This is a genomic window from Vibrio crassostreae (assembly GCF_024347415.1).
In the GTDB taxonomy this organism is placed as follows: domain Bacteria; phylum Pseudomonadota; class Gammaproteobacteria; order Enterobacterales; family Vibrionaceae; genus Vibrio; species Vibrio crassostreae.
Map to the genome: position 1 here is coordinate 3,371,974 of NZ_AP025476.1, position 25,790 is coordinate 3,397,763.

General features: G+C 46.8%; 16 protein-coding genes, 2 tRNA genes and 4 rRNA genes. 7 read left to right on the forward strand and 15 right to left on the reverse strand.

Annotation, left to right across the window (positions count from 1 at the left end; all coding sequences use genetic code 11):
• Positions 1–123 precede the first annotated feature (123 nt).
• The 12 genes from OC193_RS15225 to trxA form a co-directional block, all read right to left on the reverse strand.
• Positions 124–199, reverse strand: a tRNA-Ala gene (locus tag OC193_RS15225).
• Positions 200–213: 14 nt separating this feature from the next.
• Positions 214–290, reverse strand: a tRNA-Ile gene (locus tag OC193_RS15230).
• Positions 291–357: 67 nt separating this feature from the next.
• Positions 358–1,912: ribosomal RNA gene (locus tag OC193_RS15235) — 16S ribosomal RNA — on the reverse strand.
• A gap of 391 nt (positions 1,913–2,303) precedes the next feature.
• A 5S ribosomal RNA gene (gene rrf, locus OC193_RS15240) occupies positions 2,304–2,419 on the reverse strand.
• A 91-nt stretch (positions 2,420–2,510) separates the two neighbouring features.
• Positions 2,511–5,404: ribosomal RNA gene (locus OC193_RS15245) — 23S ribosomal RNA — on the reverse strand.
• A gap of 350 nt (positions 5,405–5,754) precedes the next feature.
• Positions 5,755–7,309 (reverse strand): 16S ribosomal RNA (locus OC193_RS15250).
• Together the 16S, 23S and 5S rRNA genes with 2 tRNA genes alongside form the textbook arrangement of a ribosomal RNA operon.
• Before the next feature lie 546 nt (positions 7,310–7,855).
• Positions 7,856–8,569, reverse strand: coding sequence for an NAD(P)H-flavin reductase (fre, locus tag OC193_RS15255; protein WP_048661170.1), 714 nt, complete (start codon positions 8,567–8,569; stop codon positions 7,856–7,858).
• A gap of 20 nt (positions 8,570–8,589) precedes the next feature.
• Positions 8,590–8,859, reverse strand: coding sequence for a 2Fe-2S iron-sulfur cluster-binding protein (locus OC193_RS15260; RefSeq protein WP_008224727.1), 270 nt, complete (start codon positions 8,857–8,859; stop codon positions 8,590–8,592).
• Entirely contained in the window at positions 8,856–10,697 is a 1,842-nt protein-coding gene (ubiD, locus tag OC193_RS15265) for a 4-hydroxy-3-polyprenylbenzoate decarboxylase (RefSeq protein ID WP_048662858.1), read from the reverse strand. The genes OC193_RS15260 and ubiD overlap by 4 nt, the downstream gene beginning before the upstream one ends.
• A 98-nt stretch (positions 10,698–10,795) precedes the next feature.
• Entirely contained in the window at positions 10,796–11,791 is a 996-nt protein-coding gene (locus OC193_RS15270) for a hypothetical protein (RefSeq protein ID WP_048661172.1), read from the reverse strand.
• 111 nt (positions 11,792–11,902) lie between these two features.
• Entirely contained in the window at positions 11,903–13,162 is a 1,260-nt protein-coding gene (rho, locus tag OC193_RS15275; protein WP_017062978.1) for a transcription termination factor Rho, read from the reverse strand.
• Between the two features lie 200 nt (positions 13,163–13,362).
• Positions 13,363–13,689: a thioredoxin TrxA gene (gene trxA, locus OC193_RS15280; protein ID WP_010440700.1), complete on the reverse strand. Its 327-nt coding sequence runs from the start codon at positions 13,687–13,689 to the stop codon at positions 13,363–13,365.
• A 111-nt stretch (positions 13,690–13,800) separates the two neighbouring features.
• Here trxA and rhlB point away from each other — a divergent pair, with 111 nt between their 5' ends.
• Both rhlB and gppA read left to right on the forward strand, forming a co-directional pair.
• On the forward strand, positions 13,801–15,111 hold the full coding sequence (gene rhlB, locus OC193_RS15285; protein ID WP_048610414.1) for an ATP-dependent RNA helicase RhlB: 1,311 nt from the start codon (positions 13,801–13,803) through the stop codon (positions 15,109–15,111).
• A 6-nt stretch (positions 15,112–15,117) separates the two neighbouring features.
• Positions 15,118–16,611, forward strand: coding sequence for a guanosine-5'-triphosphate,3'-diphosphate diphosphatase (gene gppA / locus OC193_RS15290; protein WP_048662857.1), 1,494 nt, complete (start codon positions 15,118–15,120; stop codon positions 16,609–16,611).
• A 100-nt stretch (positions 16,612–16,711) separates the two neighbouring features.
• Here the strand turns inward: gppA and OC193_RS15295 are convergent, their stop codons facing one another.
• The 3 genes from OC193_RS15295 to recQ form a co-directional block, all read right to left on the reverse strand.
• Positions 16,712–17,383 carry a 7-cyano-7-deazaguanine/7-aminomethyl-7-deazaguanine transporter gene (locus OC193_RS15295; RefSeq protein ID WP_017631682.1) on the reverse strand — a complete coding sequence of 224 codons (672 nt, stop codon included), beginning with the start codon at positions 17,381–17,383 and terminating at the stop codon, positions 16,712–16,714.
• Positions 17,384–17,594: 211 nt separating this feature from the next.
• On the reverse strand, positions 17,595–17,906 hold the full coding sequence (locus OC193_RS15300) for a DUF3630 family protein (RefSeq protein ID WP_009848192.1): 312 nt from the start codon (positions 17,904–17,906) through the stop codon (positions 17,595–17,597).
• A 78-nt stretch (positions 17,907–17,984) separates the two neighbouring features.
• Positions 17,985–19,823, reverse strand: a complete 1,839-nt coding sequence (recQ, locus tag OC193_RS15305; protein ID WP_048662856.1) for an ATP-dependent DNA helicase RecQ — start codon at positions 19,821–19,823, stop codon at positions 17,985–17,987.
• A gap of 179 nt (positions 19,824–20,002) precedes the next feature.
• On the opposite strand from recQ, the gene rarD reads away from it, so the two are divergent.
• From rarD to tpx, 5 genes are all read left to right on the forward strand, one after another.
• A complete protein-coding gene (gene rarD, locus OC193_RS15310) occupies positions 20,003–20,911 on the forward strand; it encodes an EamA family transporter RarD (protein ID WP_048661177.1) in 909 nt (302 codons plus the stop codon).
• 86 nt (positions 20,912–20,997) lie between these two features.
• A complete protein-coding gene (locus OC193_RS15315; RefSeq protein ID WP_017069610.1) occupies positions 20,998–21,792 on the forward strand; it encodes a helix-turn-helix transcriptional regulator in 795 nt (264 codons plus the stop codon).
• A 99-nt stretch (positions 21,793–21,891) separates the two neighbouring features.
• Positions 21,892–22,554: a LysE family translocator gene (locus OC193_RS15320; protein ID WP_048662855.1), complete on the forward strand. Its 663-nt coding sequence runs from the start codon at positions 21,892–21,894 to the stop codon at positions 22,552–22,554.
• Between the two features lie 91 nt (positions 22,555–22,645).
• Complete coding sequence (ggt, locus tag OC193_RS15325; protein WP_048662854.1) at positions 22,646–24,403, forward strand: gamma-glutamyltransferase; 1,758 nt, start codon at positions 22,646–22,648, stop codon at positions 24,401–24,403.
• 785 nt (positions 24,404–25,188) lie between these two features.
• Positions 25,189–25,686, forward strand: coding sequence for a thiol peroxidase (gene tpx / locus OC193_RS15330; protein ID WP_048661181.1), 498 nt, complete (start codon positions 25,189–25,191; stop codon positions 25,684–25,686).
• Positions 25,687–25,790: the final 104 nt, after the last annotated feature.

Below are 25,790 nucleotides of genomic sequence, written 5' to 3' on the forward strand. Positions count from 1 at the left end.
GAGAACTTTTAAATTTGATTGAATTACTCGTAAGTAATCAATCAGTCAGCTTTCCAAATTGTTAAAGAGCTTGATTTCTTTCGAAACCATTTTTAAAGATTCTTAGGGAAAAACCCTTAAAGATGGTGGAGCTATGCGGGATCGAACCGCAGACCTCCTGCGTGCAAGGCAGGCGCTCTCCCAGCTGAGCTATAGCCCCATCTAGGTCGATATTGGTGGGTCTGAGTGGACTTGAACCACCGACCTCCCGCTTATCAGGCGAGCGCTCTAACCAGCTGAGCTACAGACCCAATATCGTCTCTTAACTTTTCTAAACCTAATCAATCTGTGTGGACACTTATCGTGAATATCTTCGTATAAGGAGGTGATCCAGCCCCAGGTTCCCCTAGGGCTACCTTGTTACGACTTCACCCCAGTCATGAACCACAAAGTGGTGAGCGTCCTCCCCGAAAGGTTAAACTACCCACTTCTTTTGCAGCCCACTCCCATGGTGTGACGGGCGGTGTGTACAAGGCCCGGGAACGTATTCACCGTAGCATTCTGATCTACGATTACTAGCGATTCCGACTTCATGGAGTCGAGTTGCAGACTCCAATCCGGACTACGACGCACTTTTTGGGATTCGCTCACTATCGCTAGCTTGCTGCCCTCTGTATGCGCCATTGTAGCACGTGTGTAGCCCTACTCGTAAGGGCCATGATGACTTGACGTCGTCCCCACCTTCCTCCGGTTTATCACCGGCAGTCTCCCTGGAGTTCCCGACATTACTCGCTGGCAAACAAGGATAAGGGTTGCGCTCGTTGCGGGACTTAACCCAACATTTCACAACACGAGCTGACGACAGCCATGCAGCACCTGTCTCAGAGCTCCCGAAGGCACACCTGCGTCTCCGCTGGCTTCTCTGGATGTCAAGAGTAGGTAAGGTTCTTCGCGTTGCATCGAATTAAACCACATGCTCCACCGCTTGTGCGGGCCCCCGTCAATTCATTTGAGTTTTAATCTTGCGACCGTACTCCCCAGGCGGTCTACTTAACGCGTTAGCTCCGAAAGCCACGGCTCAAGGCCACAACCTCCAAGTAGACATCGTTTACGGCGTGGACTACCAGGGTATCTAATCCTGTTTGCTCCCCACGCTTTCGCATCTGAGTGTCAGTATCTGTCCAGGGGGCCGCCTTCGCCACTGGTATTCCTTCAGATCTCTACGCATTTCACCGCTACACCTGAAATTCTACCCCCCTCTACAGTACTCTAGTTCACCAGTTTCAAATGCAGTTCCGAGGTTGAGCCCCGGGCTTTCACATCTGACTTAATGAACCACCTGCATGCGCTTTACGCCCAGTAATTCCGATTAACGCTCGCACCCTCCGTATTACCGCGGCTGCTGGCACGGAGTTAGCCGGTGCTTCTTCTGTTGCTAACGTCAAGAGATAGCGCTATTAACGCTACCCCCTTCCTCACAACTGAAAGTACTTTACAACCCGAAGGCCTTCTTCATACACGCGGCATGGCTGCATCAGGCTTTCGCCCATTGTGCAATATTCCCCACTGCTGCCTCCCGTAGGAGTCTGGACCGTGTCTCAGTTCCAGTGTGGCTGATCATCCTCTCAGACCAGCTAGGGATCGTCGCCTTGGTGAGCCATTACCTCACCAACTAGCTAATCCCACCTAGGCATATCTTGACGCGAGAGGCCCGAAGGTCCCCCTCTTTGGCCCGTAGGCATTATGCGGTATTAGCCATCGTTTCCAATGGTTATCCCCCACATCAAGGCAATTTCCTAGGCATTACTCACCCGTCCGCCGCTCGACGCCCATTAACGCACCCGAAGGATTGTTAGTGTCGTTTCCGCTCGACTTGCATGTGTTAGGCCTGCCGCCAGCGTTCAATCTGAGCCATGATCAAACTCTTCAATTTAAGATTTTGTGACTCAACGAATACTGACTTCAAAACTACTATGTAATTTTAAAGCTATTACCATTCCAACAGAATGATAATGAATTGACTGTGCCAAATACCTTCTTTCTACAAGAGAAAGTAGTTATTTGTATTGGTCACTCAGTTCATTGAAATCAATTTTGATTCCGAAGAATCTGTTTTATCTAACGATAAAACGTTTTGATATTCATCAACGAGTGCCCACACAGATTGATAGGTTTAAATTGTTAAAGAGCTTTGCTTTCAGTGCCTTAGCACTCAAGCAGGACGCGTATAATACGCTTTCTACTTTGAAAGTCAACATAAAATACTAAGAAAACTTAGAACTCTATGGTGACTTGTCTACTTTGTAGACAAAGTCGAAATTAAAGCCTGGCGATGTCCTACTCTCACATGGGGAAGCCCCACACTACCATCGGCGCTATTGTGTTTCACTTCTGAGTTCGACATGGAATCAGGTGGGTCCACAATGCTATGGTCGCCAAGCAAATTTTAAAATTCGGAAAACTGATTTAAAAGTCTCTTTCAAACTCATTCAAGGTCTGTCTTTGAGTCCACAAAACCCCTTGGGTGTTGTATGGTTAAGCCTCACGGGCAATTAGTACAGGTTAGCTCAATGCCTCGCAGCACTTACACACCCTGCCTATCAACGTCGTAGTCTACGACAACCCTTTAGGACGCTTAAAGCGTCAGGGAAAACTCATCTCAAGGCTCGCTTCCCGCTTAGATGCTTTCAGCGGTTATCGATTCCGAACTTAGCTACCGGGCAATGCCATTGGCATGACAACCCGAACACCAGAGGTTCGTCCACTCCGGTCCTCTCGTACTAGGAGCAGCCCCTTTCAATTTTCCAACGCCCACGGCAGATAGGGACCGAACTGTCTCACGACGTTCTAAACCCAGCTCGCGTACCACTTTAAATGGCGAACAGCCATACCCTTGGGACCGACTTCAGCCCCAGGATGTGATGAGCCGACATCGAGGTGCCAAACACCGCCGTCGATATGAACTCTTGGGCGGTATCAGCCTGTTATCCCCGGAGTACCTTTTATCCGTTGAGCGATGGCCCTTCCATTCAGAACCACCGGATCACTATGACCTGCTTTCGCACCTGCTCGAATTGTCATTCTCGCAGTCAAGCGGGCTTATGCCATTGCACTAACCACACGATGTCCAACCGTGTTTAGCCCACCTTCGTGCTCCTCCGTTACTCTTTGGGAGGAGACCGCCCCAGTCAAACTACCCACCAGGCACTGTCCGTAATCCCGATTCAGGGACCAACGTTAGAACATCAAAACTACAAGGGTGGTATTTCAAGGACGACTCCACCACATCTAGCGACGCGGTTTCAAAGTCTCCCACCTATCCTACACATGTAGGTTCAATGTTCAGTGCCAAGCTGTAGTAAAGGTTCACGGGGTCTTTCCGTCTAGCCGCGGGTACACTGCATCTTCACAGCGATTTCAATTTCACTGAGTCTCGGGTGGAGACAGCGTGGCCATCATTACGCCATTCGTGCAGGTCGGAACTTACCCGACAAGGAATTTCGCTACCTTAGGACCGTTATAGTTACGGCCGCCGTTTACCGGGGCTTCGATCAAGAGCTTCGACCGAAGTCTAACCCCATCAATTAACCTTCCGGCACCGGGCAGGCGTCACACCGTATACGTCATCTTACGATTTTGCACAGTGCTGTGTTTTTAATAAACAGTTGCAGCCACCTGGTATCTGCGACTCTCGTCTGCTCCATCCGCAAGGGACTTCACTGATAAGAGCGTACCTTCTCCCGAAGTTACGGTACCATTTTGCCTAGTTCCTTCACCCGAGTTCTCTCAAGCGCCTTGGTATTCTCTACCCGACCACCTGTGTCGGTTTGGGGTACGATTCCTTACAATCTGAAGCTTAGAGGCTTTTCCTGGAAGCATGGCATCAATGACTTCACTACCGTAGTAGCTCGACATCGTATCTCAGCGTTAGTAGCGGTCCGGATTTACCTAAACCACCCGCCTACGTACTTGAACCTGGACAACCGTCGCCAGGCCCACCTAGCCTTCTCCGTCCCCCCATCGCAATTGTAAGAAGTACGGGAATATTAACCCGTTTCCCATCGACTACGCCTTTCGGCCTCGCCTTAGGAGTCGACTTACCCTGCCCCGATTAACGTTGGACAGGAACCCTTGGTCTTCCGGCGAGGGAGTTTTTCACTCCCTTTATCGTTACTCATGTCAGCATTCGCACTTCTGATACCTCCAGCAGCCCTTACAGACCACCTTCAACGGCTTACAGAACGCTCCCCTACCCCACATACCCTAAGGTACGTAGCCGCAGCTTCGGTGTATAGCTTAGCCCCGTTACATCTTCCGCGCAGGCCGACTCGACCAGTGAGCTATTACGCTTTCTTTAAATGATGGCTGCTTCTAAGCCAACATCCTGGCTGTCTGAGCCTTCCCACATCGTTTCCCACTTAGCTATACTTTGGGACCTTAGCTGGCGGTCTGGGTTGTTTCCCTCTCCACGACGGACGTTAGCACCCGCCGTGTGTCTCCCGGATAGTACTTACTGGTATTCGGAGTTTGCAAAGGGTTGGTAAGTCGGGATGACCCCCTAGCCTTAACAGTGCTCTACCCCCAGTAGTATTCGTCCGAGGCGCTACCTAAATAGCTTTCGGGGAGAACCAGCTATCTCCAGGTTTGATTGGCCTTTCACCCCTAGCCACAAGTCATCCGCTAATTTTTCAACATTAGTCGGTTCGGTCCTCCAGTTGATGTTACTCAACCTTCAACCTGCCCATGGCTAGATCACCTGGTTTCGGGTCTAATCCTAGCAACTGTACGCCCAGTTAAGACTCGGTTTCCCTACGGCTCCCCTAAACGGTTAACCTTGCTACTAAAATTAAGTCGCTGACCCATTATACAAAAGGTACGCAGTCACACCACGAAGGTGCTCCTACTGCTTGTACGTACACGGTTTCAGGTTCTATTTCACTCCCCTCACAGGGGTTCTTTTCGCCTTTCCCTCACGGTACTGGTTCACTATCGGTCAGTCAGTAGTATTTAGCCTTGGAGGATGGTCCCCCCATATTCAGACAGGATATCACGTGTCCCGCCCTACTCGTTTTCACTGATTATGAGATGTCGATTACGGGGCTATCACCCTTTGTTGCGGCACTTTCCAGAGCCTTCATCTGTCTCATTAAAAGCTTAAGGGCTAATCCAATTTCGCTCGCCGCTACTTTCGGAATCTCGGTTGATTTCTCTTCCTCGGGGTACTTAGATGTTTCAGTTCCCCCGGTTTGCCTCCTGTTGCTATGTATTCACAACAGGATACTTACTTATGTAAGTGGGTTTCCCCATTCAGGAATCCCAGACTCAAAAGGTTATTACTACCTAATCTGGGCTTATCGCAAGTTATTACGCCTTTCATCGCCTCTGACTGCCAAGGCATCCACCGTGTACGCTTAGTCACTTAACCATACAACCCGAAAGGGTCTTAGCGTATGGCAACTAACCAAGGTTTTTGGTTGTCATTAAGAAGGGTTAATTCTCAATGACTGTTTGCCGGACTCAATGTGAATCAAACTAAGTTTGATTCGAATACAAGACACTTGAATGTGTTTGTTGTGTTTACCATAAAGGTAAACATTGAGAACTTTTAAATTTGATTGAATTACTCGTAAGTAATCAATCAGTCAGCTTTCCAAATTGTTAAAGAGCATAAAGCAAAAAGCTTTAATCAATAACTTACGTTATTAATTAAAGCTCTGGCTTTAACTAAATCTAAACCATCAATCTGTGTGGACACTTATCGTGAATATCTTCGTATAAGGAGGTGATCCAGCCCCAGGTTCCCCTAGGGCTACCTTGTTACGACTTCACCCCAGTCATGAACCACAAAGTGGTGAGCGTCCTCCCCGAAAGGTTAAACTACCCACTTCTTTTGCAGCCCACTCCCATGGTGTGACGGGCGGTGTGTACAAGGCCCGGGAACGTATTCACCGTAGCATTCTGATCTACGATTACTAGCGATTCCGACTTCATGGAGTCGAGTTGCAGACTCCAATCCGGACTACGACGCACTTTTTGGGATTCGCTCACTATCGCTAGCTTGCTGCCCTCTGTATGCGCCATTGTAGCACGTGTGTAGCCCTACTCGTAAGGGCCATGATGACTTGACGTCGTCCCCACCTTCCTCCGGTTTATCACCGGCAGTCTCCCTGGAGTTCCCGACATTACTCGCTGGCAAACAAGGATAAGGGTTGCGCTCGTTGCGGGACTTAACCCAACATTTCACAACACGAGCTGACGACAGCCATGCAGCACCTGTCTCAGAGCTCCCGAAGGCACACCTGCGTCTCCGCTGGCTTCTCTGGATGTCAAGAGTAGGTAAGGTTCTTCGCGTTGCATCGAATTAAACCACATGCTCCACCGCTTGTGCGGGCCCCCGTCAATTCATTTGAGTTTTAATCTTGCGACCGTACTCCCCAGGCGGTCTACTTAACGCGTTAGCTCCGAAAGCCACGGCTCAAGGCCACAACCTCCAAGTAGACATCGTTTACGGCGTGGACTACCAGGGTATCTAATCCTGTTTGCTCCCCACGCTTTCGCATCTGAGTGTCAGTATCTGTCCAGGGGGCCGCCTTCGCCACTGGTATTCCTTCAGATCTCTACGCATTTCACCGCTACACCTGAAATTCTACCCCCCTCTACAGTACTCTAGTTCACCAGTTTCAAATGCAGTTCCGAGGTTGAGCCCCGGGCTTTCACATCTGACTTAATGAACCACCTGCATGCGCTTTACGCCCAGTAATTCCGATTAACGCTCGCACCCTCCGTATTACCGCGGCTGCTGGCACGGAGTTAGCCGGTGCTTCTTCTGTTGCTAACGTCAAGAGATAGCGCTGTTAACACTACCCCCTTCCTCACAACTGAAAGTACTTTACAACCCGAAGGCCTTCTTCATACACGCGGCATGGCTGCATCAGGCTTTCGCCCATTGTGCAATATTCCCCACTGCTGCCTCCCGTAGGAGTCTGGACCGTGTCTCAGTTCCAGTGTGGCTGATCATCCTCTCAGACCAGCTAGGGATCGTCGCCTTGGTGAGCCATTACCTCACCAACTAGCTAATCCCACCTAGGCATATCTTGACGCGAGAGGCCCGAAGGTCCCCCTCTTTGGCCCGTAGGCATTATGCGGTATTAGCCATCGTTTCCAATGGTTATCCCCCACATCAAGGCAATTTCCTAGGCATTACTCACCCGTCCGCCGCTCGACGCCCATTAACGCACCCGAAGGATTGTTAGTGTCGTTTCCGCTCGACTTGCATGTGTTAGGCCTGCCGCCAGCGTTCAATCTGAGCCATGATCAAACTCTTCAATTTAAGATTTTGTGACTCAACGAATACTGACTTCAAAACTACTATGTAATTTTAAAGCTATTACCATTCCAACAGAATGGTAATGAATTGACTGTGCCAAATAACCGAGGTTATTTGTATTGGTCACTCAGTTCATTGAAATCAATTTTGTTACCGAAGTAACTGCTATTACCTAAGTAATAACGTTTTGATATTCATCAACGAGTGCCCACACAGATTGATAGGTTTAAATTGTTAAAGAGCTTAACTTCTTAAGCGTTCCTTTTAAGTAAGGAGCCTCTCGAAGTGGACGGCCATTCTAGCGAATTAACATTCAGTGTCAAACACTTTTTGAAAATTAATTTTTTGTCGCTTTCCGTCTTACTGATTCTTGCTGAAGCCTTGTGGCGTCTGCCGTCTCAGTGGTGTCGCATTATAGGGAACCCTCTCAGCTTAGCAACTACTTTTTCATAAAAAATGAATAAATAGGGGTTAACTGCCTAATAGTTCACCTAAACGTAAAAAAGAGAGCATTTCTGCTCTCTTTTTACTCAAAATCTAAAGGTATTGTTAGATAAATGCGTAAGCATCAGCGTACATATGAGCACGCTTTGCTTCTTTATTCTGAGTAAATAGGTCTCTTGCAGCACCCGCCATTTCAAAACGACCTGCAATATAGATATCAAAATCAGCTAATGATTCGAAACTTTGCGTGATAGCCTCAAGCACATTACCTGTTTGACCGTGCCACACTTCCGGTGCTTCTTCTACTACTGGTACAAAATGTACGTTGCTATGCTTTTCTGCAATGCCAACCAGCTCTTCTTTCGCATATAACTGGCACTCATCTTTCGCGCCCCAATATAGGTAGATCTCTTTCGAGCTATTTTGCGCGATGCAATGATCCAGAATAGAACGCACGTAACTGAAACCAGTACCACCAGCAATCAATAATAGAGGGCGATCGCTTTCTTCTTTAATCCAAGCATCTCCGTGTGGAGCATCAATAGCAATATCGCCATTTTCAGCTTGTGCCTTCTTCATCGCTTCAACCACTTCTAGTGCGTAAGCATTGTGCTCAGCAGCGCCTATGTGTAGTTCAAGTTCACCTTCGTGACGGCAAGGGCTACTTGCGATAGAGAATGGGCGCTTATCTTTCTCGCCCATTTCAACCATCAGATACTGGCCCGCTTTAAAAGCGACGGGTGTTTCTGGGTGAAGTAGGATTTGGTAAGTATTACAAGCCAAAGGCTCGATAGACTTCACTTTACATTTAATAGTCATGTTCTTCCTCTTACTAACCCTTAATCGGCAAAGGTTAGAACTAAATTACTTTCTGCAAATGCTTGGCAAGCAAAAATCCAGCCTTGTTGCTGCTCTTTCTCTGTGAGCATGGGTTCAAGGTGGTAACTCACTTGCCCTTCTAATTTTTTGCACATACACATTGCGCATGCGCCAACTTGGCAACGGTTTGGGAAATAGATATCGCTGTTGAGCGCAGCATCCAAGACCGTTTGCCCTTTTTCTACGGTGAAACTGATGTTTTCTGGGTATAAGACTACTTGGTAGCTCATGAAATTCCTAGCTGTTCCCAGATGCTATCAATCTTTTTGACGACATCAGGATCTTTTGTGATTGGTACACCCCACTCACGAAGGCATTCACCTTCCCACTTATTGGTCGCATCGAGACCCATTTTGGAGTGTCCATTTTCATTCTGTAGGAATAACGTATCTCTCGCCGGATCCATTCTTGTCGTTACCGCCCAAATAATGTCATTCCAATCACTCACGTTGACATCGCCGTCACACACGATAACAAACTTGTTCTCATCAAATTGAGACCAAACTGCTTCCATGATTTTCTTACCATTACCTGTAGCTTGCTTATCAATAGACACCACAACCATACTGGCGTTGTCGTTCTGTAGGTGAATATCAATAATTTCAGGGTGAGCCTTAGTTAACTCAGCCAAGCTACCCTCTATATGTTCACTATTTGTAGGTGCTGATTGAATATCTGGAGATAGCGCTAACTCTGCATCCCACTTCTTAGTGATATCTAGGCCCATCTTAGAACCTAACCCAACCACGGGCGATGCGAAATCCAATGAATCGATCGGCGTGTTCTCTATCATCAAGCTATCGCGTGACGGATCCATATGTTCGCACATCGCTGCGGTTACTTGAGACCAATCGCGTGCATTGACATCTTCATCGCACACCAATACAAATTTGGTGTACATGAATTGGCGTAAGAAAGACCATACACCCATCATCACTCGCTTGGCGTGACCTGGGTATTGCTTCTTCATGGTCACGACTGCCATTCGGTACGAACAACCTTCAGGCGGTAGATAAAAATCTTCAATCTCTGGGAACTGCTTTTGAAGAATAGGCACAAACACTTCATTTAGTGCAACACCCAATACCGCAGGCTCATCAGGTGGACGGCCAGTATAGGTGCTGTGATAGATAGGGTTTTCGCGCATAGTTACATGAGTAATAGTAAACACATGGTGCTTTTCTTTCTCGTTGTAGTAACCAGTATGGTCTCCGTAAGGCCCTTCATCCGCAAATTCATTCGGGTCGATGTAACCTTCCATCACGATTTCCGCACTTGCAGGAACCTCTAAGTCATTGCTGATTGATTTAACGACCTCAGTTTTACTACCACGTAGTAAGCCTGCAAACGCGTACTCAGATAAAGTATCCGGCACTGGCGTAACCGCACCAAGAATGGTGGCAGGGTCGGCACCAAATGCTACCGATACCGGAAATGGTTTACCTGGGTTGGTTTCTATCCAATCGTGTAGATCCAGCGCGCCACCACGGTGGGCTAACCAACGCATGATGATTTTGTTCTTACCGATCTTCTGCTGACGATAGATACCTAAGTTTTGGCGTTTCTTGTTCGGACCACGAGTAACCGTTAATCCCCACGTTAGCAATGGCGCGACATCGTCAGCCCAACAGCTCATCACGGGGATTTTATCTAAGTCGACGTCATCGCCTTGCCATACCACTTGTTGGCAAGCCGCTTTGCGAAGGCGTTTAGCTGGCATGTTTAAGACTTGCTTAAACACAGGCAGTTTATCAAGAGCGTCTTTAAAGCCTTTTGGTGGCTCTGGTTCTTTTAGGTAAGCAAGCAACTTACCCACTTCGCGCAGTTCTTTGACTTCCTGACGCCCCATACCAATAGCAACCCGATTAGGTGTACCAAATAGATTAGTCAAAACAGGCATGTCATAGCCTACTGGGTTTTCAAACAAAAGAGCCGGGCCACCAGCACGTAGAGTACGGTCGCTAATCTCGGTCATTTCGTAGTCTGGATCGACTGGGTGAGAAATGCGTTTCAACTGACCAATACTTTCAAGATGGTCGATAAAATCACGTAAATCTTTAAAACTCATAGGACTTCTACATGCTGATTATTCTGCGCTCAGTATATCAAAAAGGGTGACGCTGAGATCCCCCTTTTTAGTGTGGTTATTGAGAGGCAAAATCCACTTTACGGTAATGCTTGCTCAATCAAAGAGCTCTTCACCTGAGGGTTATCATTGACGAGATCTTGCAACCATCGCGTATGACCTTGTTTGGCGAGTTCACGCGCGACTAATGGGGCTTCATCGGCAATCGCCATCCTAGAGACAAGAAACTGCTTCACCTCTTCTGATAACGGGTTAACCTTAGTGAGCAAGGTAATCGCTTCATCTTTCAAACGCGGATTTTTAGTCGCAGCCATTACTTGTTCTAACGCGAATGCTTGTTTGGTGTCAGCAAGGCGAACTAGCTCAGCTTGGCTATGATAATCGGCCTTCATTCGCCATAAAATCTTATAGGCCTCTGGATCTTCGCTCACTTGCGCTAATCGAACCACCACCTCAGTGGAAGGTAACCAGCTAACAATAGAAGATGCGGTGAGTTGCTTAGTTAGATAACCAACCGCTTCAGGAGACAAACTATCTAGCTCTCTAATGAGCAGCGCTTCTCGCGTTTGAACTTGATGTTCAGATCCAGATAACCACTCTTTTAAGTCGAGGTCCTGCTTCTCTGCATCTAGCACAAACACCAGTGTCTTCTGATCTTGACGCCACTGCTTGATGAGACGATTAGCAATTGAAGGATAATTAAAGGCAGGTACCGTAAACTCGTAACCATCTCCACGCTCTAATACTTGATAAGTGGGCGTGATAGCGAGTTGCTGCTCGATGAAGATAGACATCTTGGGTGTGAGTACGATTTTTTGCTGTTCAAGCTTCTTCAAGAGTTGGTAACGAGCCACCTCTTGCTGGGGAAATGTCAGGCGCTCAAGCGCAAAGCGTAGTGAATTGACTTCGTCACGTACGACAAGCTCGAGTAGTTCAGCAGTTTTCAGTTTTACTTGATCATTCTCAAGCCAAGACTCTACTGTAAGTGGAGACATCTCGGTGGCATAGCTCATACCAACCGGTGAAAATAACAGTGAAGTAGACAAGAGTAATGATGACAACAGTCCATGTTGCATTTTAACTTCCTTGTAACACTTTTGCTCATTCTGCAAGCTGCCGCTACAAAATGCAAATAAAAAGCGCCACCCGAGGGCAGCGCTTATTAAATAACGATCAGCTAATCAATATTACTGACGACGCATTGCGTCAAAGAACTCATCGTTCGTTTTGGTCATTGCTAGCTTGTCGATAAGGAATTCCATTGCATCGATTTCGCCCATTGGGTGAACAATCTTACGCAGGATCCACATCTTCTGTAGTTCATCGTTCTTGGTAAGAAGCTCTTCACGACGAGTACCAGAACGATTGAAGTCGATAGCTGGGAATACGCGCTTTTCAGCAATCTTACGGTTAAGGTGCAGTTCCATGTTACCTGTACCTTTGAATTCTTCGTAGATAACTTCATCCATCTTAGAACCAGTATCAACCAGTGCTGTTGCGATGATCGTTAAGCTACCGCCTTCTTCTACGTTACGTGCCGCACCGAAGAAACGCTTTGGACGATGTAGAGCATTCGCGTCAACACCACCAGTAAGAACTTTACCTGATGAAGGGATCACAGTGTTGTAAGCACGAGCTAGACGAGTAATAGAATCCAGTAGGATAACTACGTCTTTCTTGTGTTCAACAAGGCGTTTCGCTTTCTCGATAACCATTTCTGCAACTTGTACGTGGCGAGATGCTGGCTCATCGAATGTTGAAGCAACTACTTCGCCTTTAACTAGACGCTGCATTTCCGTTACTTCTTCTGGACGCTCATCGATAAGCAGAACCATTAGTTCACACTCAGGGTGGTTACGAGCAATGCTTTGAGCAATGTTTTGCAGAAGCATTGTCTTACCCGCTTTAGGCGGAGCAACAATCAGACCACGCTGACCTTTACCAATCGGAGATGCAAGGTCAAGAATACGAGCCGTAATATCTTCAGTCGCGCCATTACCCGCTTCCATCACCATACGTTCGTTGGCGTGAAGAGGAGTAAGGTTTTCGAAAAGAATCTTGTTACGAGCGTTGTCTGGCTTGTCGTAGTTAACCGTGTTTACTTTAAGCAGTGCAAAGTAACGTTCGCCATCTTTAGGTGGACGGATTTTACCGCCAATAGAGTCACCTGTGCGAAGGTTAAAACGACGAATTTGGCTTGGAGATACGTAGATATCATCTGGGCCAGCCAGGTATGAACTGTCGGCGCTACGTAGGAAACCAAAACCGTCTTGAAGAATTTCTAGAACACCATCACCAAAGATGTCTTCACCACTTTTTGCATGCGCTTTAAGGATGGAGAAGATAATGTCTTGTTTTCTTAGGCGAGCTTGATTTTCAAGACCTAAGCTTTCGCTAAGTTTAACAAGCTCAGACACAGGTCTGTTCTTCAGTTCAGTAAGATTCATAGTGGTGGAAGTTTGTTTAGTCAAAATAGGATCTGTTTTCTTAAGTTAAGAAGGATTTGGTCACAGGATCGACCAAGAAGAGAAATTCGTTCAATTAACGTGCGATAAATTAGCACTAAAACTAAGACTAGTCCATAGCTTAGAAAAAACAAAACCGCGCATTTGTTAACTGCACGGTTTCTTTTCAAATGCTGACCTGATTAAAGGTTAGCGTCTAAGAACTCTTTAAGTTGAGTTTTAGATAATGCACCAACTTTAGTCGCTGCTACGCCGCCATCTTTGAAAAGAAGTAGCGTTGGAATGCCGCGAATACCAAATTTTGGTGGAGTACCAGCATTTTGGTCGATATTTAATTTACCGATTGTGAGCTTGCCTTCGTACTCGTCTGCGATTTCGTCAAGAATCGGCGCAATCATTTTACATGGACCACACCATTCTGCCCAAAAATCAACAAGAACAGGGCCTGCAGCGTTGATTACATCGTTATCAAAACCGTCATCAGTTAGCTGCAAAATCTTATCACTCATCTTCCACTCCAATGTGTTTTTTAGAACTGGTTGGATGATAACCAGTAAATAGATGCCCTATTGGAATGTATTTACTTTCGTATTGCAAGCTTAAGCTGATATTCTATAGCAATGAAAAAGACGCATATCACAGAGCAAAAGTTCGCCGACTTGGATTTACTTCCGCAAGTCATTGAAGGATTGGAGAAAAAAGGGTTCGATTATTGTACCCCTATCCAAGCCTTGGCGCTCCCGGTACTGCTCACCGGCCAAGACATTGCAGGCCAGGCCCAAACGGGTACTGGTAAAACGCTTGCGTTTCTTACTGCTACTTTTAACCACCTGCTAAAAACACCTGAGCATGAAGGGCGTAAGCCTAACCAGCCACGTGCGATTATTATGGCACCAACGCGTGAACTCGCGATTCAGATCTACAACGATGCTGACTCTCTGGTTGAAAGCACAGGTATCAAGGCAGCACTTGCTTACGGTGGCGAAAGCTACGACAAACAACTAGGTAAGATCGAAGAAGGCGCAGATATCTTAATTGGTACGACTGGCCGCATCATCGATTTCTACAAGCAAAAGGTATTTAACCTTAACCACATTCAAGCCGTTGTTCTAGACGAAGCCGATCGCATGTTCGATCTTGGTTTCATCAAAGACATCCGCTTCTTGTTCCGCCGTATGCCTGAGCCAAAAGATCGCCTGAACATGCTGTTCTCTGCGACATTGTCTTACCGCGTGCAAGAACTAGCGTTCGAACACATGCACAACCCAGAGCATGTTGTTGTTGAGCCAGAGCGTAAAACAGGTCACCGTATTCAGGAAGAGCTATTCTACCCATCAAACGAACACAAAATGGCACTGCTACAGACGCTAGTTGAAGAAGAGTGGCCAGAGCGCGCCATCATCTTCGCTAACACGAAGCACAAGTGTGAGTCTGTTTGGGGTCACCTAGCTGCAGATGGTCACCGCGTTGGCTTGCTAACTGGCGATGTTCCTCAAAAGAAACGAGAAAAGATTCTTGAGCAATTCACTAAAGGTGATGTTGACCTACTTGTCGCAACCGACGTTGCAGCACGTGGCCTACACATTCCTCAAGTAACACACGTATTCAACTTCGATCTACCTGATGACTGTGAAGATTACGTTCACCGTATCGGCCGTACCGGTCGTGCTGGCGCAAGTGGTCACTCGATCAGCTTTGCTTGTGAAGATTACGCAATCAACTTGCCACCAATCGAAGAATACATTGAGCACGCTATCCCTGTGTCTGACTACGATGCTTCTGCACTGCTAGAAGATCTACCAGCACCATTGCGTTTACGCACACGTAACCCGCAACAACGCCGCTCAAACAATAATGGCCCACGCAACGGTAACCGTAAACCAAACCAGAACCGTCGCCCACGCCAACCGCGTCATAACAAGGAAGCTTAGTCGCTTATGAGTCAAACAGTGTCACCCCCGCTTTACGCTGCAATCGACCTCGGGTCGAACAGTTTTCATATGCTCGTTGTGCGTCATATCGATGGCAGCGTACAAACCATGGCTAAAATTAAGCGTAAAGTGCGTTTAGCTGCAGGCTTAGATGAAAATAATGCGCTGAGTACAGAAGCCATGCAGCGCGGCTGGGACTGTTTGAGTCTCTTTGCAGAGCGACTGCAAGATATTCCGAAAGAAAATATCCGCATTGTCGGTACAGCGACCCTACGTACCGCTATCAATGTGGATATCTTTCTAGAGAAAGCGAACCAGATCCTTGGTTACGACATCAATGTTATCTCTGGTGAAGAAGAAGCTGCGACTATCTATAAAGGTGTAGCACACACTTCTGGTGGCAGCGGCCGCCGACTGGTCGTTGATATAGGTGGCGCAAGCACCGAAATGATCATAGGTGAAGGCTTCTCAGCGAAAGCACTAACTAGCCTGAAGATGGGCTGTGTTACCTGGCTTGAGCGCCACTTTAAAGATCGCCAATTAACCGCAACCAACTTTAACAATGCCATTGAAGCGGCTAAGTCTACGTTGGCTCCTATTCTAGATAGCTACACGGATATTGGATGGGATGTGTGTGTTGGTGCCAGTGGTACCGTTCAAGCACTGCAAGAAATCATGTTGGCGCAAGGCATGGATGAAGTCATTACTCATGCCAAGCTTAAGCGTCTACAGAAACAAGCCATGATTACCGAGCGCTTGGAAGAGCTAGAAATAGAAGGATTAACACTAGAGCGTGCATTAGTGTTCCCAAGTGGCCTTTCTATTCTTATCGCTATTTTTGAGCTACTTGAAATTGATTCAATGACACTCGCAGGCGGTGCACTCCGTGAAGGCCTAGCCTACGAGATGGTGGATGAACTTCGCCAAGAAGATATTCGAGCGCGTACCGTCAAGAGCGTGCAATCACGCTATCAAATGGACGTAAGCTACGGTGAACAAGTTGCTGTAGTCGCACAAACTCTGTTAGAGCAAGCGGGCGCCGAAGAGTGGGTTTCAGAGCCTCAAGCTGGCGTGCTATTACAAACCGCAGCTAAGCTTCATGAGATTGGTTTAACCATCGATTTCAAAAAAGGCGGCGAGCACAGCGCTTACCTACTGCAGAACTTAGACCTGCCAGGCTTTACTCGAGCGCAAAAGCACTACTTGGGTGAGTTAACTCGTCGCTACCGTGAACAGTTAACCTCATTGCCAGAGCAACATGCAATCTCAGGCACCAGCAGCAAGCGTATTTTACGAATTCTGCGTTTAGCTATTTTGCTGACCCACCGTCGCAATCCAGCGCTAGAGCCTGATTTTAAGCTTGCAACTGATGGTAACAACCTGACCTTGACGCTTTCTAAGCAATGGCTAGCAGACAATCCGCTGACAGCTGCTGAGCTAGAGATCGAGTCGAATAGACAGACCGATATTGGCTGGCCATTGAATATTGAATGCCTCTGATATTAGTATCTGACGCTAGAAATTAAAAAAGCCCAAGTTAGTAGACTAACTTGGGCTTTTTCTATCGCTGAATTAATGCTTTGTGTTACAAATCTCAAACTTAAGCGTTAACACCTGTCGCTTTAAAGTCTGGGTTTACCGCCGTCAGCTTTTTAACGATGTAGTTCAAAAGCACGCCGTACATCGGAACGAATAAACCTAAGCTGATGATAAGTTTGAAGCCGTAATCAACCAGTGCAATCTCAGTCCAGTGTTCAGCCATGAATGGATCTGGGCTTTGGTAGAAAGCAATCGCAAAGAAAGCGATGGTATCAATCGCATTACCGAACAACGTTGAACACGTTGGGGCAACCCACCACTGTTTAAGCTGACGTAAGCGGTTGAAAACATGCACATCCAAAATCTGACCAAGCAGGTAAGCCATGAAGCTCGCCGCGGCGATACGTGCAACAAACAGGTTGAACTCGCCTAGTTGGCTAAACCCTTGGAATGAACCTTCAAAGAACACCACTGACAAAAAGTAAGAAACGGCCAGTGCAGGTAGCATCACTAAGAAAATGATTTTACGAGCAAGCTGCGCACCAAAAATGCGTACAGTCAGATCAGTCGCTAGGAAGATAAACGGGAAAGTGAAAGCACCCCAAGTGGTGTGCATACCGAAAACGGTAAAAGGTAGCTGAACCAGATAGTTGCTTGACGCAATGATGACTAAATGGAACAAAACTAATAGTGCTAGGGCTTTGCGCTGTTGCGCAGGGGTAAAGTTACTCATGCTGTACCTTTTTAGTTTGGTTTGGGGGTGAGGGAACCCAAATCGAGTCAATTCTTCGAATAAACTAAGAAAGCTCTTACCAATAATGTGAATTTAAAATGTTTCTAAAATTTGCTCTATCGAGCGGCGGGCGATTATACATTAATCAATATTGGCTGCAACGGTGAGAACAGACGCAAACGTTTATTCTCACTTTTATTGGTGAGCGAAGTTAAAAACCGCGTTTGAAAAGCGTCGCGAGATAATCAAACTCTTCTCGGCTCTCTTCCGCGTTTAACGACTCAAACCAAATGGATTCACTGTAATGCTCAGACTTTAAGAACATCCGACAATCTTCAAAATCGATCAACCAAGAGTGCATGTCAGCGTCCCATTGTTTTTCAACCACAGAAGCAGATAACAATGCCACCAGCTTTTCACCTAACACTTCGTAAGAATCAAAATCAAAACTTGGAGACGTAATCAATAAACGTCCTTCCTCAGCCAAATACTCTCTTAAGCCAAATTCTGTTGGTGTTGTCATGTCCCTATCAACCTTATTCTTGTTCTATGATCCAATCGTTTTTATAAACTATGACTTATCTGAAAACGATCCTGAAAATTAGCCGTGTGTCGTGATATGTGCTTGAATCAAATCTAAGAATGGGTCGGCGTATTTATCGAGTTTACGCTGACCAACACCGTTAACCGCCAGCATCTCACCGTATGAGGTAGGCAGTACTTCAGCCATATCAATCAAGGTCGCATCACTGAATACCACATAAGGTGGCAAACCATCTTCATCAGCAATCGACTTACGCAGCTTACGCAGTTTGGCAAACAACTTCTTATCGTAATTCTTGCTGCTGAGTTTATCGGACTTAGCATTGCGCACCGCCGTATCCAAACGAGGCACCGCCAATTCCAAAGACATCTCACCACGCAGTAGCGGACGCGCTTCTTCTGTTAACTGTAAAGTCGAATTACGGGTGATGTTCTGGAACAACAAACCTTTATGGATTAACTGACGGAAGATACTGATCCAGTAATCATGGCTGTGGTCGCGGCCAATACCATAGGTAGAAAGCTTGTCATGACCATTATCGCGGACACGAATGTTCTGCATACCGCGCATCACTTCAACCACGTAGCCCATACCAAACGACTGATTCACACGGTACACACAAGACAACGCCTTCTGCGCTTCTTGAGTCGCATCAAAGTGCTTAGGTGGATCGAGGCAGATATCGCAGTTACCACATTGCTTCTCGCGATATTCGCCAAAGTAGTTAAGCAGAACCTGACGACGACAGGTTTGCGCTTCAGCAAAAGCACTCATCGCATTCAGTTTGTGCATCTCAACCTGCTTTTGCGGGCCTTCTTCTTTCTCATCCAGCATACGACGCAGCCAACCCATATCAGCCGGATCAAACAGCATCATTGCTTCTGCTGGCAAACCATCACGACCCGCACGGCCTGTTTCTTGATAGTAAGATTCGATGTTGCGTGGGATATCAAAGTGCACCACAAAGCGCACATTGGGTTTGTTGATACCCATACCGAAAGCTACAGTCGCGACAACGATCTGAATATCATCACGTTGGAAGGCTTCTTGAACATAAGCGCGCTCATCGGTGTCCATACCAGCGTGATAACCCGCGGCGCGAATACCGTTGTTGCACAGCTTCTCAGTCACCATCTCCACTTTCTTACGGCTACCACAATAGATAATACCGCAATTGCCTTTCTGTGTTTCTAAGTAGCGAACCACCTGTGACACGGGCTTATGCTTCTCGACGAGGTTATAGCGAATGTTAGGACGGTCGAAGCTGCCCAAGTAGGTATGCGGATCCACAAGCTGCAGACGCGAGATAATGTCTTTACGTGTTGCATCATCAGCGGTTGCCGTCAGCGCCATATAAGGCACATGTGGGAAATATTGCTTAAGTTGACCTAATGATGCGTATTCCGGGCGGAAGTCATGTCCCCATTGAGAGATACAGTGCGCCTCGTCTACCGCAATCATCGAAAGCGGTAAACCTTGAAGACGCTCGATAAAGTCGCGCATCAACACACGCTCTGGTGACACGTAAACCATCTTCAATTGGCCTGAATTCATACGATTGAACACATTCAGCAACTGGTCACGGGGCATGGAAGAGTTAATACACTCAGCTGCAACACCATTGGCCTTCAGTTGGTCGACTTGGTCTTTCATCAGCGAGATCAGCGGTGAGATAACCAGAGTCAGACCTTCACGAACCAAAGCGGGGATTTGGTAACACAGAGATTTACCACCACCGGTTGGCATTATCACCAAGCTGTCTTTGCCTTCAACGGCCAGGTCAATGACCTCTTGCTGACCATCGCGAAAGCTTTGATAGCCAAACACATCTTGTAAGATGGTTTGCGCATCATTCGCGGGAGTTGGTATTTGCTCAGCAATCAGAGTGGCGGTCATTGTGGTTCCTAATCGAGGTATGAAATCAGCAAGCATCTTCGGCAAGCAAGTCGCACATTGTAGAGGGGAACGCTGGTGAATTAAACCGCAAATTGTTAGGTGAAAAGGGTTATCGCTCCTATACTGACCAACTCTCTTATAAATCTTATTAATAAGCACTCTGTGCTAGAGAAAGATGCATGACTCCAGAAGAACAACAACGTACGCGCCAAGGTATTTTGCTTGCTGTCGGTGCTTACACCATGTGGGGTATCGCCCCTATATATTTCAAATCTTTAAGTGACGTTTCCCCGTTAGAGATCCTTAGCCACCGTGTAGTATGGTCTTTTTTCCTACTCGCTTTTTTACTACACATTGGCCGCAGCTGGCGTAAAGTTCGCGACACCTTGACATCAAAACCAAAAATGCTCTATTTGGTGGCGACCTCTACTTTAGTGGGTGCCAACTGGCTGATCTTTATCTGGGCGGTCAACTCCAATCACATGCTTGATGCCAGTTTAGGGTATTACATCAACCCGCTGATTAACGTGTTGCTCGGTATGCTCTTCCTAGGCGAACGCTTGCGTAAACTACAATGGTTTGCGGTTGCTCTGGCTGCCATTGGTGTATTAGTCCAACTGATTGCATTTGGCTCAGTGCCGATCGTCGCCATTGCCCTAGCCTTCAGCTTTGGTTTTTATGGTTTACTACGTAAGAAAGTCAGCTTAGAAGCGCAAACAGGATTGTTCATTGAAACTCTGGTGATGCTCCCTCTTGCCGCAACCTACTTACTGTTTATTGCCGATAGCCCGACCTCAAACCTATCGATGAACCCGATGCAACTCAACCTGTTATTGGTTGCTGCCGGTGTGATTACAACGGTTCCATTACTATGTTTCACTGGCGCTGCAACTCGCTTGAAGCTATCAACACTCGGTTTCTTCCAGTACATCGGTCCAAGCTTGATGTTCTTACTGGCGGTTCTGATTTACGGTGAAGCCTTTACCTCAGATAAAGCGATCACCTTTGCTTTCATATGGGGAGCACTGGTTATTTTCAGCTTTGATGGCCTGCGTAACAACAAGAAGAACAAACGCGCGAAACAGTGATATTGATCGTTTTTTACAAGACAATCGCTGAATACGAAGATAAGCTTGGTTGAATTGATGACTATTTAACCAAGCTTTTTTGTACCATGGATAAAGTCCACTATTACTCAACACCAACAGAAGATATCAGCCTGATCCAAGCTCAATACCAAGAGTTTGCCTTTCAACGCCACTATCATTTGGACTTTCACATCGGTTTGATTACCCAAGGGCAGCAAAAATTCGCCTATAAAGGGACGAGCCACCATGTTGGTGCTGGCCAAGTTGTTATCATGCCACCTGATGAGCTGCATGATGGGCACTCCAAACTCGATTCGGGCTATCAAGTCAGTGTATTTGCAGTTTCTCCCCAATGGTTTCAAGATCTTGCCGATCCCAAGCAAAATGGTCACACATTAGGCTTCTCTGAACTGATCCTCTCCGATCAAGCTACATTTTTACAATTGTGTAACTTACATGGCCTATTAATCAGTCAAAACATCAGCCAACTCGCTCAAGATTGCTTACCATTCGAAGGATTCTCGACAATAGTTGATCGTTACGCGCAGTTTGGATCGAGAACTCAGGTACAGCTTGGTACTCAGTCGGTTTACACGCTCAAAGACTATCTGATGGCAAACCTCGACCAACCGGTGCGTCTAGAGCAGCTGTCTGAACTGTGCGATCTCACCACAACACAGTTTCAGCGCCATTTTAAAAACAAGATGGGCATTACCCCATACGCTTGGCTGAGCCGTTTACGCATGGAGCAGAGCATGCGCCTGATTAAGTCTGGGATATGTGGTACCAAAGTCGCGCACCAAGTGGGCTTCTATGATCAAGCACACTTCTCCAAGGCGTTCAAAACCACATTCGGTGTACCACCCTCACAAATCAACTAAGTGTTGATAATTTACAATTGCTCGATTTCAAATCACGGTAAGCTACGCTCAATACGATTACTTATTTAAAAAATAGCGGCAACGTTATTGAGAACTGACATGAACGAAGTCACCATACTGATCACCCTCGCCTCTATCCACTTCATCGCTTTGATGAGCCCCGGCCCAGACTTTGCGTTAGTCGTGCAAAATGCGACGCGTCACGGGCGCCAGACAGGCTTGTACATTGCGCTTGGTTTATCTTGCGGAATCTTGCTGCATTCGTTACTGAGCTTGACGGGAATCAGTTACCTAGTCCACCAGCAACCAACCATATTTGCCATTATCCAATTGGCCGGCGGTAGCTACTTGCTGTACTTAGGCTACGGTGCACTTAAAGCAACCTGGCAAATCATTCAGAACCACGACGATGACGACGATACAGTCAATTCGAAAGATCTAATTCTAACCAACAAGCGCCAAGCATTTTCGAAAGGCTTTGCGACCAATATTCTCAACCCAAAAGCATTAGTGTTCTTTATCAGCTTGATGTCGAGCCTAGTACCTGCCGACATGTCTCTATCCGGTAAAGGCTTTGCTCTGCTTATCCTATTCGGCCTTTCGCTATTCTGGTTCTCGCTACTGGCTTGGATGCTTTCAACTAAAGCACTGCAGAAAAAGCTGAGCGAAGCAACGGTATACATTGATGGCTTATGTGGCGTGGTATTCAGCCTGATTGGCCTGAGTATTCTTTGGCAGTCGCTGTCTGGTTTAATCGCTTAAATTCGAATCAAGATTACAATTCGTTAACAACATACTGGCTATCTTATCTTTCCACTGCCAATCTAGCTCTGCATATTAAAAGGAGAAGATCATGCAGTGGAAAACAAAACTAACAACCCTCGCCACTTCTACCCTACTTTTTGCCTCTCACGTCAGTTGGGCAAATCAAGCTGCCGATTCCGTCGCTCCCGAACAAAGTAGTGGTTTAGAAACCAAACAACTCGTTAAAGCCAACGACTGGATGGTCACTGCGGCTAACCCACTGGCGACCCAAGCGGGAGCCGATGTACTTGCTCGTGGTGGTAACGCGATTGACGCCATGGTTGCTGTGCAGCTTATGCTTGGCTTAGTGGAACCTCAATCATCAGGTATTGGCGGTGGCGCGTTCCTTGTTTATTTTGATGGCAAGGACAAGCAACTCAAAACCTACGATGGCCGTGAAACCGCACCACTTGATGCAACACCACGTCTGTTCCAAGACGAAAACGGTCAACCACTTAAGTTTTATGATGCCGTGGTTGGTGGTCGTTCTGTTGCTACTCCGGGTACAGTCCAACTATTGTGGGACACTCACCAGAAATACGGCAAATTAGAGTGGGCATCCCTAATCAAACCTATCGCTCAACTTGCTGAGAAAGGTTTTACCATCAGTCCACGTTTAGCCACCTTGATTGAAAATGACCAAGAAAGACTAAGCCGCTTTGCCACAACCAAAGCCTACTTCTTTAATGCCGATGGCAGCCCGAAAACCGCAGGTACGCTACTTAAGAACCCAGAATACGCGGCAACGTTAAACGCTATCTCAAAAGATGGTGCTAAAGCTTTCTATCAAGGCGAAATTTCCACTGACATCATCAATACAGTTCAAACCGCCAAAGGTAATCCTGGCGTATTGGCACAGAAAGACTTCGATGCGTATTCAATTAAGCAACGTGAACCGGTTTGTTCCGCGTATGAGAGTTACGATATATGCGGAATGGGACCACCGAGTTCAGGTGCATTAACGGTTGGGCAGATCTTAGCGATGACCGAACAGTTTGATCTTAAATCATGGGGGCCAAACGACGCGAGATCTTGGCAAGTGTTAGCGGACGCTTCTCGTCTAGCCTTTGCAGACCGTGGTATGTACATGGCAGACCAAGATTACGTTCCGATGCCAACCCAAGGGTTAGTGAATACTGACTATTTGCAGGAACGAGCCCAGTTAATTACTGCTGGAAAGGCACTAGACAGTGCACCATCAGGTACCCCACCGTGGGATCATGCCATGCTGCGCAGCCAAGATGTATCTATTGAATTGCCGTCCACCAGCCACTTCAATATTGTCGATAGCGATGGCAATGTCGTCTCCATGACCACCACCATTGAGAATGCGTTTGGCTCACGCTTGATGGTGAGAGGCTTCCTACTGAACAACGAACTGACTGACTTCTCGTTCAAGACTCATAACGATGGCAAGCCTATCGCGAACCGACTTGAGCCGGGTAAGCGTCCACGCTCTTCAATGGCACCGACCATCATCATGCAAGACGATAAACCTTACATGGCGATCGGTTCTCCGGGCGGCAGTCGAATCATAGGTTATGTGGCACAAGCCATTATTGCCCACACCCAATGGGATATGGATATTCAACAAGCGATCAACCAACCACACTTCCTAAACCGCTTCGGTACGCTAGATTTGGAAAAAGGAACATCGGCGGAAAACTTTAAACCTGAGCTCGAAAAGATGGGATTTGAGGTCAACGTTCGCGATCTTAACTCGGGTTTACACGCTATTCGCATCACAAAAGATGGTCTAGAAGGTGCTGCAGACCCTCGTCGTGAAGGTGCCGCTATCGGCCAATAAGGGAAAATACTCCCTTTTTACTCCCTGTCTTGTGCGAGATCTCTCACAAGGCAGTGAGTAAATATCGATATCTAACTGCGAATTTAGGCACTAATATATTGTAAGCAATTGAAATAAAACAATACGTGCATTTATCGCTCAAATAATTATATAGAAATTCGCTTATGCACCATTGCTGATAAATAAGGAATCGGTAATATGAATGGTGTCGGAAGGATGCTGACACGGAACAGGAAACGCCAAGGACTTGGTTATCTTCAGGATGAAGATTCGATTACTCAGGATGAATAATCGGCATGGATAGCGAAATGGACATTGAATGGACGCAATAGTAACTAGGATGGTTGCTACTAAGGAAAGACAATGGACACCTCTGGACGAGGAAAGGACTGAACATCAGGATGATGTAAAGGACACCGCTCAAGGAACAAGTGACGCGCGCTAACGAGGATTGTTGGCAGATCAGGATAGGATCAAGGACACCGCTAGGAAGGCGACGAAAGGAATACGCTGAAGGATAACAGCACACTATCATGGATTTGATGCATGGAGCACACTTAGTAGCCGGATTGCTGCGAGTAAGACTATAGACCCCGATGAGCGCAAGCTCTCGGGGTTTTTCTTTATCTGTCGTCTCACCTTTTCTTCATCTAAAACAAATAAATCAAAGACCTTTGATTACAATTCTGACATTTAAACCATTCACTTCTTAACCACTTCCGAGTAACGTAAGTCTTACTAGGCTCAACTAGTTTCATAACCATAATTAAATTAAGGACAAATTCATGTCACACGTTACCTTCAAAGGCGCTGCTGTACCGCTAACTGGCACATTCCCACAAACTGGCGAACAGGCACCAAGCTTTGCACTGACTGCAGGCGATCTTTCTGAACTGACTCTTGCTTCTCTTGCAGGCAAGAAAGTGGTTCTAAACATCTTCCCAAGCATCGACACAGCAACTTGTGCAACGAGCGTACGTACGTTCAACGCAAAAGCGGCAGAACTTGAGAACACGGTTGTTGTTTGTATTTCTGCTGACCTACCATTTGCTGCGGGTCGCTTCTGCGAACTTGAAGGCATTGAAGGCGTTCAGCACGCTTCGACTTTCCGTTCTCCTGCATTCGCATCAGACTACGGCGTAGCAATTGCTGAAGGCCCACTAGCAAGCCTAACAACACGTGCAGTTGTCGTTGTTGATGAAAAAGGTGTGGTAACACACAGCGAGTTGGTTGCAGAGATCACTGAAGAACCAAACTACGAAGCTGCACTTGCAGCACTGTAAGCTCCCTTCTAGTCAGTCATGTATTGCGATCGCTTAAAGCGATACGCAATAAAAAAGAGCAGCCATTGGCTGCTCTTTTTGTTTTCAATAATGAACGGTTATTA